We start from the raw sequence: 16200 nt of genomic DNA on the forward strand, positions 1-16200 counted from the left end.
CTCCAGGTGGTGGGGACGGGCCCGTTCTCTCCGCGGCCGATGTACGGCCGCCGGTGCACGGGGCGCAGCAGGCACCGGCACGAACCGAACGGTTCCCGGGTGCTCCCCGAGCCGTTTCCGCTTTCCAGCCTTCCACCGCTGTTCGGCACCGCGCAACGGCACCGGCCGCGCAGCCCGGCCGACGCCCTGTCCACCGCCGGTCCCGTCCCGACCCCGCCCCGGCCGTGGGGCCTGGCACCGCGCCGGTCACCGGGGCGCGGCCGGCACCGGCGACCTCACCGGTCCTGGCGAGTGCGTTCGTCACCGCGCCGGTCACCGCGACGGAGCCGGATCCCCGACCCCGCCTGTCACCCTGCCGGCCGCTGCTTCCACCGCCGCTCAGGTCACCGGGCTGGAGCCGGCCGCTCCGTCTGCGCCGGACCCGCCGGCCACACCGGTCACCGCGGTGGAACCGGTCCCGTCGGCCGCGCTCGAGCTCGCGCCCCTCACCGCGCCCGTCCCCACTCCGTTCACCGCATCCGCCACCGCGAACGACACGGACCGTGCGCCGCATGCCGTGCGGTGGTGCGGCTCGCGGTCCGTGTCATGGGCGGAACGCCGGGCCCCAGGGGGTGGAGCCTTCGTGCGGTCACCCGTGCCAGGAGCGCCACAGCGCCGCGTAGGCGCCGTTCGCCGAGACGAGTTCGTCGTGGCTGCCCAGCTCGCTGATGCGGCCGTTCTCGACCACGGCGATGACGTCGGCGTCGTGGGCCGTGTGGAGCCGGTGGGCGATCGCGACGACCGTGCGGCCGTCCAGGACGCGGGCCAGGGACCGCTCCAGGTGCCGGGCCGCACGTGGGTCGAGCAGCGAGGTCGCCTCGTCCAGGACCAGCGTGTGCGGATCGGCCAGGACCAGCCGGGCGAGGGCGATCTGCTGGGCCTGGGCCGGGGTGAGGGCAAGACCCCCGGAGCCGACCTCGGTGTCCAGACCGTCGTCGAGGGCACGGGCCCAGCCGTCCGCGTCGACCGCGCCCAGCGCCGCCCACAGCTCGGCGTCGACGGCGTCCGTGCGGGCGAGCAGCAGGTTGTCGCGCAGGGAGCCCACGAAGACGTGGTGCTCCTGGTTGACGAGGGCGACATGGGAGCGGACGCGCTCGGCGGGCATCCGGGAGAGTTCGGCGCCGCCGAGCGCGACCCGGCCGTCCCGGGGCGCGTAGATCCCGGCGAGCAGGCGGCCCAGCGTGGACTTCCCGGCGCCGGACGGGCCGACCAGGGCCAGCCGCGTGCCCGGGGCGACCTTCAGGGAGACCTCGCGCAGTACGTCGACGCCCTCCCGGTAGCCGAAGTGCACCCGGTCCGCGTCGACGTCACGGCCGGCGGGGGCCAGGGAGTCGTCCCCGGCGTCCGGCTCGATGTCGCGCACCCCGACGAGCCGGGCCAGCGACACCTGCGCCACCTGCAACTCGTCGTACCAGCGCAGGATCAGCCCCACCGGGTCGACGAGCATTTGCGCGATGAGGGCGCCCGTCGTCAGCTGGCCGACCCCGATCCAGCCCCGCAGGACGAACACGCCACCGACCATGAGCACCGAGGCGAGCACGGTGACGTGGGTGACGTTGATGACCGGGAAGAGCACCGACCGCAGCCAGAGCGTGTAGCGTTCCCACGCGGTCCACTGGGTGATCCGGAGTTCCGACAGGGCGACGCGGCGTTCGCCGAGGCGGTGTGCCTCCACGGTGCGCCCGGCGTCGACGGTCTCGGTGAGCGCGGCGGCCACGGCGGCGTAGCCCGCGGCCTCCGAGCGGTAGGCGGACGGCGCCCGCCGGAAGTACCAGCGGCAGCCGACCACCAGCAGCGGCACGGCCAGCAGCACGGCCGCGCCGAGCGGTGGTGCGGTCACGATCAGACCGCCCAGCAGCAGCGCCACCCATACGACCCCGATCGCCAGTTGCGGCACGGCCTCCCGCATCGCGTTGGCGAGCCGGTCGATGTCGGTGGTGATGCGGGAGAGCAGATCGCCGGTGCCCGCCCGTTCCAGCACGCCCGGCGGCAGGCCCACCGACCGGACGAGGAAGTCCTCGCGCAGGTCGGCCAGCATCCGCTCGCCGAGCATCGCCCCGCGCAGCCGCACTTCCCGTACGAACGCCGCCTGGACGAGCAACGCGAGGACGAACAGCGCTGCGGTCAGGGGAAGATGCAGTTCGCGGGTGCGGTCCGACACCCCTTCCACCAGACCGCCCAGCAGCCAGGGACCGGCCATGGAGGCCACCACGGCAGCGGTGTTGACGGTGATGAGCAGGACGAAGTCACGCCGGTGCCGGCGCAGCAGTTCGGTCACATAGGACCGTACGGTCGAGGCGGAGCCGACGGGCAGAGTGTCGGCCGTCGTCGGGGCCGCCGGGTCGTAGGCGGGGGGCGCCATGCCGATCACGCCGTCTCCTCCATCTCATCCATCTCTTCCAGGGCCTCTTCAGTGGCTTCCCGCGGGGCGGCCTCGTCGTCGCGCGGCGCGTCGTCCGGCCGGCGTTCCGGTGCGGCCCGCAGTCTGCCGCCGTCGTCGAGCAGGCCGTGCGCGGCGCGTTCCTCGTCGGTCTCCCGGGTCACCGCCGCGCGGTACCGGGGCTCGGTGTGCAGCAGGTCCCGGTGCACACCGACCGCGGCGACCGTGCCCTCGTGGACGAGCACCACCCGGTCGGCGTGGTCCAGGAGGAGGGGCGAGGAGGTGAACACCACCGTGGTGCGTCCGGTCCGCAGGTCACGCAGGCCCTGGGCGATCCGCGCCTCGGTGTGGGAGTCGACGGCGGAGGTCGGTTCGTCCAGGACGAGCACCTCCGGGTCGGTGATCAGTGACCGGGCCAGAGCCAGGCGCTGGCGCTGGCCGCCGGAGAGGGACCGGCCGCGCTCGGTGATCCGGACGTCCATCGGGTCCTCGGCGGCCGGCGACGACTGCGCGAGCGCGTCCAGCACGTCGTCGCACTGGGCGGCGGTGAGTGCCTCCCGGGCGGTGACCTTCCCCGAGGCGGGCACGTCGAGCAGCGCGCGCAGCGATCCGGACAGCAGTACGGGGTCCTTGTCCTGGACCAGGACGGCGGTGCGCGCGGAGCCGAGCGGCAACTCGTCCAGCGGTATGCCACCGAGCCGCGCCGAGGTGCCCGGCTCGGTGGGGTGGCCGCCGAGCCGTTCCGCCAAGCGGCCTGCCGAGTCCGGGTCGCCGCAGACCACGGCGGTGAGCTGTCCGGCCGGTGCCCGAAGGCCGGTCGCCGGGTCGTGCAGATCACCTGACGGCACGAAGGGTGCCCGTGTCCCGGTCCCGTCGGTGGCCCGTTCCAGGGACAGCACTCGGGCGGCCCGGGTGGCCGAGGGGCGGGAGAAGGAGTACGCCATGGCGATCTCGACGAAGTGCCGGAGCGGATAGGTGAGGACCATGACGGAGCTGTAGACGGTGACGAGTTCGCCCACGCTGATCCGGCCCGCGCGGGCCAGATGGACGCCGTAGCAGACGACCCCGATCAGCAGCAGGCCCGGCAGCAGGACCTGGATCGCGGCGATCAGGGACCACATGCGGGCACTGCGGACGGCGGCGTGCCGCACCTCCTGTGAGGCGCGCCGGTAGCGGTCGAGGAACAGCTCCTCCCCGCCGATGCCGCGCAGCACCCGCAGTCCGGCGACGGTGTCCGAGGCCAGTTCGGTGGCGCGGCCCGCCTTCTCCCGCTGGACATCGGCGCGCCGGGTCGCGCGGGGCAGCAGCGGCAGCACCGCGAGAGCCAGCGCGGGCAGCCCCACGGCGACGACCACGCCCAGTGCGGGCTGGTAGACGAGCAGGGCGATACAGACCAGCACGATGGTGAGGGCCGCCGCGGTGAACCGGGACACGGCCTCCACGAACCAGCCGATCTTCTCGACGTCGGCCGTGGAGACGGCGACCACCTCGCCGGCGGCCACCCGCCGGGTCAGTCCGGAGCCCAGCCCGGCGGCCTTGCGGGCGAGCAGTTGCTGGACGCGGGCGGCGGCGGTGATCCAGTTGGTGACCGCCGCGCGGTGCAGGTAGGTGTCGCCGAGCGCGTTGCCGGCACACGCCACCGCCAGCAGTCCGCCGGCGAGGGCCAGCCCGGCACCCGAACGGTCGACGACCGCCTGGACGGCGAGGCCGACGCAGAACGGCAGGGAGGAGACGGAGGCGAAGTGCAGCAGCCCCCATGCCAGTGCCTTCAGCTGACCGCCCAGCTGGTTCCGGCCCAGCCACCACAGGAGTCGGGGACCCGAGCGTGCGTCAGGAACCCCTGGATCGGGATACGGAAGGTCTTGGATCTGCATGACGTCCCAGTGGCTCGTGTCAGTGGCGGAGCGCTGCCCCCAGGGCGGCGGGCGAGCCGTGACAGCCTGGCGTCGCGAAGCGGTCGAGAGCAAGCGGTTTTCCGTACGGGGGTTCGGGATTGGCCGTTTCGCTGCCGACGCCTCGGATGCCCGGGATGGGTCGTTTCGCTGCCGAGATCTCGGATGTCCGGAACTGCCGTGCTTCGGCCTTCGCGCCAAGGGTCTCTGACCAGGAGTTGAAGAGTGCAATGCCCTAACAGTAAGGAGATAAGGCTATTTGGACCAATCTCGACTAGATCACGTCGTGCCTCCTGGTCAAGATGAGGACATGCAGACTCGCGGTGCAAGGCGTGCGATGGTCGCTGCGGCGACCTGTGGTTTCTTTCTGGCGGCGGTGGCCGCGTGCGGCGGAACGCCGGACCAGGTCCACCATTACGGCGACATACCCAGACCGGGCGGCCCGACAGGGACCGCCCGGCCCAGCCCGCCTGTGGTGCAGTCCCGGGTTCCGGGGATCGGGGACCGCATGTGGCAGCGGATACCCGTCGGCGCACGGCAGATAGTGGCGGTCTTCGGCGACGACAAGACCTCCCCCGACTCCACGCTCGTGCTCTACGAGAAGCATGGCGCCAAGTGGGAGCCGCAGATGAGTTGGCCGGCCCACAACGGCAAGCGCGGCTGGGCGATCGAGCACCGGGAGAACGACGAGCGCAGCCCGGTCGGAGTGTTCACCCTCTCCGACGCCGGCGGTGTCCTCGACGACCCGGGCACCCGGCTTCCGTACACGCAGGACGAGGATGCCTTCATCTCCCCCTTCTACTGGGAGGAAGCGCACTGGCATGACTTCGACTACGTCATCGCCATCGACTACAACCGTCTGCGTGGCACCCGCCCGGACGATCCGACCCGTCCGCTGGGCCAGAGCAAGGGTGGCGGCATATGGCTGCACCTGGACCACGGTGACGGCACGCTGGGCTGCGTGAGTGTTCCGGAGTCCGCGATGGAGTACCTGCTCCGCAGGCTCGATCCGAAGGACAAGCCCGTCATCGTCATGGGGGACAAGGCCAATCTGCGGCTGTAGCCGCCGCATCGGCCGTGCGGTAGGCGAAGGGACGCGTGTGCTCCAGCCCGCGCCGTGCGCGCAAGCCGCCCCGCACTCTCTCCCGCGTCGACCCATTGTGCTCGCACCGGTGTCAACGCGCCGGGCTCGCCCCGGCGTTGGCGCAGCGCATGCGGACCGGCGCCGACGTGCCGAAGGTACGGTTCAGCAGCCGCGCCCCTGGGCGGGCACCGTGCCCACCAGCGTATCCAGCAGTCCACCGAGCGTCTCGCGCTGCTCGCCCGTCAGGGGCGCCAGGATCTCCTCCGCCGCGGCCCGGCGGGCGCGGTGCAGCTCTCGCAGGGCCGTGCGCCCGTCGTCGGTGAGTTCGATGCGGATGACCCGGCGATTGGCCGGATCGGGGGCCCGGCGCACCTTGCCGTTCGCTTCGAGGCCGTCCACCAGTGTGGTCACCGCTCGGGGCACGACCTCCAGCGACTTGGCGAGATCCGCCATGCGGGGCGGCTCGCCGAAGTGCGCCAGCGTACGCAGCAGCCGCGACTGGGCCGGCGTGATGCCGAGGGCGCGCTCTTCGAGGTGCCGCTTCTGGATGCGGTGCAGCCGGCGGGTGAGCCGCAGCAGTTGGTCGGCGAGGAGACCGTCGGCGTCGGGGGAGGTCATGCGGGAACAATATCAGGACCTCGTTCATTGTGAGTATAGGTAACAGTGAGCTAGGCTCGGATGTCCACCGCCAGGTCGCACCAGCGGTCCGGCACCCACTCACACCCGTAGGAGCCCATGCATCCCGACCATCAACCCCTCTGGACCCCACCGGCCGACGCCAGGGAGCAGCCGCGGCAGGTCCGCAGGATCCTGCGCCTCTTCCGCCCCTACCGGGGCCGTCTGGCGATCGTGGGCCTGCTGGTGGGAGCCGCCTCGCTGGTCTCCGTCGCCACGCCCTTCCTGCTGAAGGAGATCCTCGACGTCGCGATCCCGCAGGGCCGCACCGGCCTGCTGAGCCTGCTAGCGCTCGGCATGATCCTCAGCGCCGTCCTCACGAGCGTCTTCGGCGTGCTGCAGACGCTGATCTCCACGACCGTCGGCCAGCGCGTCATGCACGATCTGCGCACCGCCGTCTACGGGCGGCTCCAGCGCATGTCCCTGGCCTTCTTCACCCGGACCCGCACCGGCGAGGTGCAGTCCCGCATCGCCAACGACATCGGCGGCATGCAGGCCACCGTCACGTCCACTGCCACCTCGCTGGTCTCCAATGTCACCAGCGTCGTCGCCACGATCGTCGCGATGGTCGCCCTCGACTGGCGGCTCACGGTCGTCTCACTGCTGCTGCTCCCGGTGTTCGTGTGGATCAGCCGCCGCGTCGGCAACGAGCGCAAGAAGATCACCACTCAGCGGCAGAAGCAGATGGCCGCGATCGCCGCCACGGTCACCGAATCCCTCTCCGTCAGCGGCATCCTGCTCGGTCGCACGATGGGCCGCTCGGCCTCGCTGACCGAGTCCTTCGCCGCGGAGTCGGAAGGCCTGGTCGACCTCGAGGTGAGGTCGAACATGGCCGGGCGCTGGCGCATGGCCGTCATCACGATCGTCATGGCCGCCCTGCCCGCCGTCATCTACTGGACCGCGGGTGTCGCCCTCCAGTTCGGCGGACCGCAGGTGTCCATCGGTACGATCGTCGCCTTCGTCTCGCTCCAGCAGGGCCTGTTCCGGCCGACCGTCAGCCTGCTGTCCACCGGCGTGCAGATCCAGACCTCCCTCGCGCTGTTCCAGCGCATCTTCGAGTACCTGGACCTGCCGATCGACATCACCGAGCGCGAGCGGCCGGTCCACCTCGACCAGGTGAAGGGCGAGGTGCGCTTCGAGGACGTCGACTTCCGCTACGACGACAAGAGCGGCCCGATCCTGGAGGGCATCGACGTCACCGTGCCCGCGGGCAGCAGCCTCGCGATCGTCGGCCCGACCGGCGCCGGCAAGTCCACGCTCGGCTACCTGGTGCCCCGGCTGTACGACGTCACGGGCGGACGCGTCACCATCGACGGCGTCGACGTGCGCGACCTCGACTTCGACACCCTCGCCCGCGCGGTCGGAGTCGTCTCCCAGGAGACGTACCTCTTCCACGCCTCGGTCGCCGAGAACCTGCGCTTCGCCAAGCCGGGCGCCACCGACGAGGAACTGCGTGCGGCGGCGCGGGCGGCGCAGATCCATGACCACATCGCGGCCCTGCCCGACGGCTACGGCACGGTCGTCGGCGAGCGCGGCCACCGCTTCTCCGGCGGTGAGAAGCAACGCCTGGCCATCGCCCGGACCATCCTGCGCGACCCGCCGGTCCTCATCCTCGACGAGGCCACCAGCGCCCTGGACACCCGTACGGAGGCCGCCGTGCAAGAGGCCATCGACGCCCTGTCCGCCAACCGGACGACCCTGACCATCGCGCACCGTCTGTCCACCGTCCGCGGCGCCGACCAGATCGTGGTCCTCGACTCCGGGCGGCCCGCCGAACGCGGCACGCACCAGGAGCTGCTGGAGCTCGACGGACGCTACGCCGCCCTGGTCCGCCGGGACGCACAACTGGAGCCGGCAACGCAACTGGAGCCGACAAGCTGACGATATGCCGGGTTTGCGGTCCTTTGGGGGTTACCGTGCCCGCATGCAGAGGAACACTCCGTCACGGAGAACGACCCGACTGACACGCCGGGGACGTCTGGTCCTGGTCCTGACCGGGTCCGCACTGGCCGGCACCGCCGTGGCGGTGCCGCTGCTGACGCTCCACCACGACGACACCCCGGCACGCCCCCGCACGCTGGTGATCCCCGAGGGCTGGCGGTCCGGCCAGGTCTACGCAGCCATCGACAAGGCCCTCGCCCTGGCCCCCGGCACCACGAAGCAGTCGATCCCCGGCGCCCACCTGGACCTGCCGAGCTCCGCCGAGGGCAACCCGGAGGGCTACCTCTTCCCGGCGACGTATCCCCTGGACGAGAAGAGCACCCCGCAGTCCCTGCTGTCCTACATGGTCGACACCGCGAACAAGAGGTTCAACACGGCTCCGGTCGCCGCCGGGCCTCAGCGCAACTCCATGAACCTGTACCAAGCGATCACCATCGCGAGCATCGTCCAGGCCGAGGCCGCCTCGAAGGCCGACATGAACAAGGTGGCCCGCGTCGTCTTCAACCGGCTGGAGCGCGGTATGCCGCTGCAGATGGACTCCACCCTCAACTACGCCCTCAACCGCAGCACGGTCCGGATGACCACGGAGGACACCCGGCTGGACAGCCCCTACAACTCCTACCAGCGCATGGGGCTGCCGCCGACGCCCATCGACAATCCGGGCGAGGAGGCCATGCGCGCCGTGGCCAACCCCGCCCAGGGCGACTGGCTGTACTTCGTCACCGTCAAGCCGGGCGACACGCGCTTCACCGCCGACTACTCCGAGCACCAGCGCAATGTGGCGGAGTTCAACGCCCGCCTGAGGGGCGCTCCGCAGTCCGCGAAGTGAGCCGTGCCCGGCCGCGGCGGACGCCGCTCACGCCGCGGGGGCTCGCACGGGTCACGCCGCGGCGGCCGGCTCCTCCTCCAGCAGGCGCCTGATGTCCCGGACAGCGGCGCGGCCGGCCCGGTTGGCGCCGATCGTGCTGGCCGAAGGGCCGTAGCCGACCAGATGGATCCGGGGATCGGCGACCGCCCGGGTGCCGTCCACCCGGATGCCGCCACCCGGTTCGCGCAGCCCGAGCGGTGTCAGATGGCGCAGCGAGGCCCGGAACCCGGTCGCCCAGAGGATGACGTCGGCTGTCACCTGCTGCCCGTCCGCCCACCACACCCCGTCGGGGGTGATCCGGTCGAACATCGGCCGCCGGTCCAGGACGCCGTCCTTCAGCCCCTGCCGGACGGCGTCGTTCAGCGGAAGTCCCGTCACCGAGACGACACTCCTGGGCGGCAGCCCCTGCCGCACCCGCTCCTCGACCAGGGCCACCGCCGCACGCCCCGCGTCCTCGTCGAACGGGCCGTCGCGGAAGACCGGCGGCCGTCGGGTCACCCAGGTCGTGGCGGCCGCGTACGGGGCGATCTCCAGCAGGTGCTGGGTGCCGGACGCGCCGCCGCCCACCACGACCACGCGCTGTCCGGTGAACTCCTCGGGGCCGGCGTACTGCGCGGTGTGCAACTGCCGCCCGCGGAAGGTCTCCTGACCCGGGTACCGCGGCCAGAACGGTTGGTCCCAGGTTCCGGTCGCGTTGATGAGCGCCCGCGTCGCCCAGGTGCCGTCGGAGGTCTCGACGAGCAGCCGCCCGCCGGGTCCCTCCCTGACCGCGGTGACCTCCACGGGCCGCCGAACGCGCAGGTCGAAGGCGCGTTCGTAGTCGGCGAAGTACGCGGCGACGACCTCCGACGACGGTCGCGCGGGATCGGCGCCGGTCAGCTCCATCCCCGGCAGCGCGTGCATACCGTGCACCTTGCCGTACGTCAGCGACGGCCACCGGAACTGCCAGGCACCGCCCGGACCCGCGGGGCGGTCGAGGACGACGAAGTCGCGGTCCGGCTCGAAGCCGGTGCGCCGCAGGTGATAGGCGCTGGACAGACCCGCCTGACCGGCGCCCACGACGACCACGTCGACCTCACGAAGGGTGTTCACGTTCCTCCCAACCGCGCCGGATGCGCCGCTCTTCCCCGGGGATCGAGGAGGATGGAGGACATGTCACCTGCCTTCACCACCCGAGTGCTGAACGTGGCCTCCGGTTCCCGGGAGACGGTCGTCGACCTCACCCGTGACTGCGAGGCCTTCCTCCAGGAGACCGCGGCCGGCCGGGACGGCCTGCTGAACCTGTTCGTGCCGCACGCCACCGCCGGCATCGCGATCATCGAGACCGGCTCGGGCAGCGACGACGACCTCCTCACCGCCCTGCACACCCTGCTGCCCGCCGACGACCGCTGGCAGCACCGCCACGGCAGCCCCGGCCACGGCCGCGACCACGTCCTGCCCGCCATCGTGCCGCCCCACGCGACCGTCCCGGTCCTCGGCGGCCGCCTGGAACTGGGCACATGGCAGTCGGTGTGCCTGGTGGACACGAACAGGGACAATCCCAACCGTCAGGTGCGGCTGAGCTTCCTGGGGTGACCAAGATCATTCTGGGGGTGGCCGTGACTGCCGCCGCGTCTGTCGGGGCCATCGGCTGGGAGGTGTCGGGCGCCACCGACCCGATGACCCGGCCGAAACTGGGCCCTTGGCTTCGCGTAGGGGTCCGTACGACGGGTTGGTGGCTGCAGCCGTGGATCGGCTCGGCCGCAACGTCGTGGACTGCCTCAACACCGGCTACTCGTCACCTACGGCCATGACGGTCCGTGGGATCTGGATGACCAGGTCGACGAGAACCGCTTCACCATGGAGGCCTGGGGCGCGTAGACGGAACTGCGGGCCTCATGCCGACACCGGAACAAACCCCTGGATCAGATCGAACCCGTACACCACTTCCCTGGACGCAACCGGGAACGGCCGACGGCTCGTGGTCCGTATGGTATGCGCTGCTTGTCGGGGCCTTCGTGGCCATGGGTGGCCGACGGAAGTGGCTCGCCGTCGCGGGCGCGGTGCTGTGGGTCGTGGACGCACTGCGGTGGCATGGCGTCCAGGCCTCTGCGTACGGGCTGGCTCCCGCGACGGTGCTCGCCGGTGCACTCCGTCCCGGCGCGGGCGCGTGGCGGCGGGGACCGGCGGCGGGACGGTGTGTGAGGGCAGGCCCGTCGGCCGCATCGGGAGCGAGGGGGATCATCGGCGGCGTCTGAAGACGACCATCCGAAGGACGGTGAAGCGCACCACGGTCACCAGGGCGAAGCCCGGTGCGAGCACCAGGGTCTCCGCCGCTGGTGAGGCGGCGGGCCGGTAGTGGCGGAAGAGCAGGACGGCGCCCGAGGTGACCAGGTACGCCAGGACGAACAGGCCACCCGCGGCCAGATGCGCCTGGGGGGCCGGGACCGCGGACCCGCGAAAGGTCAGCCGGCGATTGGCCTCCGTGTTGAGGACGGTGACGACAAGAAGGGAGGCGAAGTTGGCCAGGACGGGCGGCGACCAGTGGCGCAGAACCCAGTACAGCAAGGCCTGGGCCACCGTGGAGGCGACACCGATCACGACGAACCAGAACACTTCCCTGGTCAGCACGGTGCGGCCGGGCCGGTCGGAGGCGTTGCGGCGTGCCTTGAGGCGTCGCACCCCACCATCATGAGGCCACCGTGCGAACGTCGAGCCGCGCGGAGCGCCGGTTCAACCGTTCGGCTGGCGGCGGACACCCGCATGCACGCCAGACGGGGAAAGCCGACCCGATCTGTGCCAGTTTGTAGCTGCCGACTTAACGGGCACCGATGGCGCGGTGGGGTTCGATCCACCCCTTTGAGGGTCGGCCTGGACAGAGGAGGCAGCCGATGGGCAGTGGCGAACGGCCGCCGGCCCCGGGCTCCGGCGGGCCGCAGCGCCCGAGATCGGACGAGGGTCATACGCAGGGGTGCCTCAAGCGCGTTCGCGCTGCCGCGGCGGCGCGGGCCGCCAAGGGGACCGCTCGTACCCGGGCCCTCGTGCGGCGGGTCGAGCAGACTCCTCCGCCCCCGGGACCGTTCCGTCCCGGCTTCTGGCGCAGTCCCCTCCGCGGGCCCTGGCTGACGTCCGTGTTCGGACTGGTGCTGCTGATCGGCATCCCGCTGCTCTTCGTCACCGGGATGCTCTCCTACGCCTCCTACAACCCGGGACTTGGCCGTATCAATGACCAGACCCCGGGCAAGGGTCTGCTGGGCTTCTACCTCTTCGCCTGGCCCACCCATCCGTACTGGCTGTACCGGCTGACCCAGGGCGTGCACGTGACGCTCGGCGTGGTCCTCGTGCCCGTACTGCTGGCCAAGTTGTGGTCAGTGATCCCGAAGCTGTTCGAGTGGCTGCCGGTCCGCTCCGTCGCCCACGGACTGGAGCGGTTGTCCCTGCTCATGCTGGTCGGCGGGGTGATCTTCGAATTCGTCACCGGCATCATCAACATCCAGCTCTTCTACGTTTTCCCCGGCTCCTTCTACACCCTGCACTTCTACGGCGCCTGGGTGTTCATCGCCGCCTTCGTCGTCCACGTGTGCCTCAGACTCGGCCGGATGACCCGCGCCCTGCGCTCCCGCAGCCTGGCAGCCGAACTGCGCACCGACCTCGCCAACACACGGCCCGAGCCCCCCGACCCCGACGGCCTGGTTGCGACCGCTCCCGCGCCGCCGACGATGACCCGGCGCGGCGCGCTCGCCATGGTGGGGGGCGGATCGCTGCTCCTCCTCGTGGTCACCGCAGGACAGAGCATCGGCGGCTGGCTGCGGAGCACCGCCCTTCTCGCGCCGCACAACCGTACTCCGGGCAGCGGCCCGAACGGCTTCCAGATCAACAAGACGGCAGCTTCCGTCGGCGTCACTCCCGCGCACGTCGGCCCCGGCTGGCGGCTGGAGATCCACGGCCCCGGTCCGACGATCGTCCTCACCCGCGCACAGCTTCTCGCGATGCCCCAGCATGCCGCCGCACTGCCGATCGCCTGCGTGGAAGGGTGGTCCACCCCCAACCAGCAGTGGAGCGGCCTTCGGCTGACCGACCTCGCCGCCCTGGCGGGCCTCCCCGCCGCCGCAAGCGTCCTGGTGGAATCCGTCCAACCGCCCGGCCCCTACACCTCGGTGGTCCTGCGGGGCAACCAGATCCACGACCCTCGATCGCTGCTCGCCCTGCGCGTCAACGGCGCGGACCTCTCGCTCGACCACGGCTACCCGGCCCGCGTCATCGTCCCGGCCAACCCCGGCGTGAACAACACCAAGTGGGTGCACCGGCTCACCTTCAGGACGTGACCATGGCACGCTTCGTCCGCTGGTACGGCTCCGGCCCCCTCCACCTTCTCGTCCTGATCGCCTCGTTCGCGATCACCGGCTACGCCATGGTGCGCCTGTTCGCCGTCCGCCCGCTCGAGGTCGCGATCTGGTTCGTCGGCGCGGCGATCCTCCATGACTTGATCCTGCTGCCCCTGTACTCGCTCGCCGACCAGTCGGCCCACGCTGTCCTGCGGCATCGCGCGACCCGCATGCCACAACCACCGTGGATCAACTACCTCCGCGTACCGACCTTTCTCTCCGGTGTGCTCCTGCTCGTCTGGTTCCCCCTCATCTTCGCCTTGTCGACCCCCTACCCGGGTGCCACCCGGTTGTCCATGGACGTCTACCTGGGCCGGTGGCTGGCCATCACCGCCGTGCTCTTCGCCGCCTCCGCCGTGGCCTTCGCTCTCAAGCTCCGCCGCGTCCGGCGGGCCGCCCGCGCCGACGAGGAACGACCCGCACCAGGTCGCGACGCTGCACCGTGACGACCGACGAGGACGGGGCGTCCTGCGCCGGGGGAGCCCCCTACGCACTCGCCCTGCGAACCCGCCACGGACCGGTGTATCCAAGCTTGGGAAACGGGCGCCGGATCCGGATGCCTGTGCATCGCTGGTACACGCAGCCCACCCTGGCCGACGAATCCGTACTCAATCGCTGTGTCGGCCCCGTTCTCGACATCGGCTGCGGACCTGGCCGGCTGTGCGCGGCACTCCTGAGTCGATGTGGCGCCCCGCGCGGTGGCCCATACCATCGCTCTCGGCGGAATCGCACTGTGCCGATCGGTGTTCGACCGGCTACCGGCCGAGGCGGCTGGCAGACCGTCCTGCTCATTGACACCCCCACATCGATATCGGCGGTGACCCGCATGCCCTGCTGTACCGCTGTATCCAGCTCACCGCCCCGAACGCCGTCCAGGCAACGGCTGAACGAGCGAACCTGACAGCCCTTCAATCTGCTCCGACCAACTGATCAGCACCTGCCGCACAGCGGGGCAACCTCACGTCACGCAGCTGCAAGCCGGTACGGGCGGTCAGGTGCGTCCGCCTGGCATACGGTTCCAGCATGAAGCGTCGATTCCTTGTCCCAGACGCGATTGCCGCGGCCGCGCTGCTGACGACCGCCGCGTGCTCGTCTTCCTCCGGGCACACCCAAGCAACGTCAGCCCCGTCCACCGCGGTCTCCCGGGCGACGGCGGTACCTACAGGTCCCTTCACCCTCGGCAGAGGCCAGGGTTTCGACGCGACAGGCGCGTTCCTCCCCCTGATGACCTGTGACAGCCCCCACGACTACTCCCCGGGGCTTACGTTCGAGAACGTCCCCGCCGGTACCGCCGAACTCGCTCTGTCCATGGTCGACCTGGAGAACCAGAAGATCCACTGGCTGCAGGTCGGCCTTCCCGCGACAGCGTCGGGAACGCAGGCGCACACCCTGACGCCCGGTGCCCGGGAACTCCTGAACGACTTCGGCGAGGCGACGTACGACGGCCCCTGCCCGCCCGCCGGTCACACGCACGAGTACCAGCTGACGCTGTACGCGCTCCGCAACCCCCTGCCGGCGTCCTTCGGCCAGAACACCTCGCCGAGCCAGACCCTAAAGGAACTAGGGAGTCAGGCCGTCGCCACCGCGGTGCTGGTCGCCCCCTACTCGCGGCACTGACGCAGCGGAGCCGCCAGGCCGGGGGCAGCCCGGGCGTGCTCGATCATCGTCGCCGCCCCGGCGCTGCACGTCGAACTCGGCCGTCACAGCCGTACCCGGTTCACCACCCCGGACCTGGTCGCCTACGCCGAGAGCTTCGGCGCCCGCGGCTACGCGGTCGAGGCCGACCAGCTGCTGCCCGCGCTGCGCCGCGCCTTGGACGACGACGCCGTCTCCGTCATTGCCCGCCCCGTCTACTACTCCGAGAGCCTGCGCCTGACCGGCAAACCGGGCGGTCTGCGCGGGCCGTTCCGATCGCCCTCGCCTCCGACGCCAGGGGCCGGACCACATCCCTCTTGCCGGAGCGCTCCGGCACTCCCGGTCGGCGTCTCCCTGCTGCTGGACGTGCGCGACCCGCCGGGTGTCCTGGTCTGGCTGGGCGGGGCGGTGGTACTGCACGACGCACTGATCGCCCCGCTGGTGCTGCTCATCGGGTGGGTGCTGGTCCGTGGCGGGGTGCGTGGGACGGTCCGCGGGGCACTGCTGGTGGCGGGCGCTCTGACGGCGGTCGCCCTGCCGGTGCTCCTTCGCCCGGGGAAGCCCGCCAACTCCTCGGTCCTGCCGCTGGACTACCCGGGCAACTGGCTGCTCACGATGGTGGCGGTGGCGATGGTCACGGCCCTCCGGCCGGCCGCGCGGAGAACCCGCCGCAGCCGACAGCGGCCACCTTCGCAAGGCCCCGTCCACGCTCTGGCGTCGGGCCGTCTCACGGGTGTCTTACGCACCTGCGGAAGTGGCCGTGTCGGGCTGGGCGGGCTCATGCGGTAGCGCCCTGCGAACCCTTCGGACGACGACACTCGCCGTGGTGGGGACGCATCCGTACTGTCCGACGGCGGCGCCGGCCGCTCACTGGGCCGGTGTGCACGTCGTCCTGCTGCCGGTCCTCCTCCTGGTCCTTGGACTGCTGGTGCCGCTTGTGGGGCAGGCCGGGCCGCGACGCCGAAGGTGCCCTGACCGTACTTGCCTGGGCGGGCTGCTTCTGCAGCGCCGTCTGCTGCACCGGGCTGGACCCGGTGGCGGGCATCTCCGCCGGGACGGCCGCGGGCGGCCATGTGCACGGGGTGGTGGGGCGGTTGTTTGCGGCCGGCGACAGGATGGGCCGGGCAGGGGTGTACGCGCTGACGGTCGCCGCCCTCGCCACCTGTGCCGTTCTTCTACGGCGGCACGGTCTGCGGGCGCCGCCCGGTGCCGCCGTGGTGTCGGCGGCGTGCTGGTCGTTCGTCGACAGCCACATGCTCTGGCCGCGGGGCGTGTCGATCATGCTCGGCTTCGCCGTGGGTCACGGCTTGCCGGCGCCGGCT

General features: G+C 71.4%; 14 protein-coding genes. 8 read left to right on the top strand and 6 right to left on the bottom strand.

The features are described 5' to 3' along the window. Positions 1 to 628: 628 nt before the first annotated feature. On the bottom strand, positions 629 to 2410 hold the full coding sequence (locus tag CG719_RS06090) for an ABC transporter ATP-binding protein (protein WP_100567441.1): 1782 nt from the start codon (positions 2408 to 2410) through the stop codon (positions 629 to 631). Beyond that, positions 2407 to 4293 carry an ABC transporter transmembrane domain-containing protein gene (locus CG719_RS06095; RefSeq protein WP_100567442.1) on the bottom strand — a complete coding sequence of 629 codons (1887 nt, stop codon included), beginning with the start codon at positions 4291 to 4293 and terminating at the stop codon, positions 2407 to 2409. Before CG719_RS06095 ends, CG719_RS06090 begins: the two co-directional genes overlap by 4 nt. A 526-nt stretch (positions 4294 to 4819) precedes the next feature. Here CG719_RS06095 and CG719_RS06100 point away from each other — a divergent pair. Beyond that, positions 4820 to 5374, top strand: a complete 555-nt coding sequence (locus CG719_RS06100) for a L,D-transpeptidase family protein (protein WP_376491772.1) — start codon at positions 4820 to 4822, stop codon at positions 5372 to 5374. A gap of 183 nt (positions 5375 to 5557) precedes the next feature. Here the strand turns inward: CG719_RS06100 and CG719_RS06105 are convergent, their stop codons facing one another. Next, a complete protein-coding gene (locus CG719_RS06105; protein ID WP_100567444.1) occupies positions 5558 to 6013 on the bottom strand; it encodes a MarR family winged helix-turn-helix transcriptional regulator in 456 nt (151 codons plus the stop codon). A gap of 117 nt (positions 6014 to 6130) precedes the next feature. Between CG719_RS06105 and CG719_RS06110 the strand changes: the two genes are divergently transcribed. Beyond that, on the top strand, positions 6131 to 7951 hold the full coding sequence (locus CG719_RS06110; RefSeq protein WP_100567445.1) for an ABC transporter ATP-binding protein: 1821 nt from the start codon (positions 6131 to 6133) through the stop codon (positions 7949 to 7951). Between the two features lie 43 nt (positions 7952 to 7994). Beyond that, the gene (gene mltG, locus CG719_RS06115; protein ID WP_100567446.1) at positions 7995 to 8840 is read left to right on the top strand and encodes an endolytic transglycosylase MltG; all 846 of its coding nucleotides are present in this window, start codon (positions 7995 to 7997) and stop codon (positions 8838 to 8840) included. Between the two features lie 51 nt (positions 8841 to 8891). Here mltG and CG719_RS06120 read toward each other — a convergent pair whose 3' ends face one another. Further along, positions 8892 to 9971, bottom strand: a complete 1080-nt coding sequence (locus tag CG719_RS06120; protein ID WP_100567447.1) for an NAD(P)-binding domain-containing protein — start codon at positions 9969 to 9971, stop codon at positions 8892 to 8894. A 60-nt stretch (positions 9972 to 10031) separates the two neighbouring features. On the opposite strand from CG719_RS06120, the gene CG719_RS06125 reads away from it, so the two are divergent. Continuing rightward, positions 10032 to 10454: a secondary thiamine-phosphate synthase enzyme YjbQ gene (locus CG719_RS06125; RefSeq protein WP_100567612.1), complete on the top strand. Its 423-nt coding sequence runs from the start codon at positions 10032 to 10034 to the stop codon at positions 10452 to 10454. 645 nt (positions 10455 to 11099) lie between these two features. Here the strand turns inward: CG719_RS06125 and CG719_RS06140 are convergent. After that, a complete protein-coding gene (locus tag CG719_RS06140) occupies positions 11100 to 11540 on the bottom strand; it encodes a GtrA family protein (RefSeq protein WP_234375457.1) in 441 nt (146 codons plus the stop codon). Positions 11541 to 11989: 449 nt separating this feature from the next. Between CG719_RS06140 and CG719_RS06145 the strand changes: the two genes are divergently transcribed. From CG719_RS06145 to CG719_RS37325, 4 genes are all read left to right on the top strand, one after another. Next, positions 11990 to 13183, top strand: coding sequence for a molybdopterin-dependent oxidoreductase (locus tag CG719_RS06145; RefSeq protein ID WP_442802710.1), 1194 nt, complete (start codon positions 11990 to 11992; stop codon positions 13181 to 13183). Between the two features lie 2 nt (positions 13184 to 13185). Next, positions 13186 to 13689: a hypothetical protein gene (locus CG719_RS06150; RefSeq protein ID WP_100567450.1), complete on the top strand. Its 504-nt coding sequence runs from the start codon at positions 13186 to 13188 to the stop codon at positions 13687 to 13689. Between the two features lie 778 nt (positions 13690 to 14467). Continuing rightward, a complete protein-coding gene (locus CG719_RS06160) occupies positions 14468 to 14860 on the top strand; it encodes a YbhB/YbcL family Raf kinase inhibitor-like protein (RefSeq protein WP_159024829.1) in 393 nt (130 codons plus the stop codon). 195 nt (positions 14861 to 15055) lie between these two features. Then, a complete protein-coding gene (locus CG719_RS37325) occupies positions 15056 to 15667 on the top strand; it encodes a hypothetical protein (protein WP_234375478.1) in 612 nt (203 codons plus the stop codon). Here the strand turns inward: CG719_RS37325 and CG719_RS35330 are convergent. Beyond that, positions 15657 to 16160, bottom strand: coding sequence for a hypothetical protein (locus CG719_RS35330; protein WP_159024830.1), 504 nt, complete (start codon positions 16158 to 16160; stop codon positions 15657 to 15659). The two genes, CG719_RS37325 and CG719_RS35330, sit on opposite strands and share 11 nt — an antisense overlap. Positions 16161 to 16200: the final 40 nt, after the last annotated feature.

Source organism: Streptomyces sp. CB01373, from assembly GCF_002803075.1.
Taxonomy (GTDB): Bacteria; Actinomycetota; Actinomycetes; order Streptomycetales; family Streptomycetaceae; genus Streptomyces.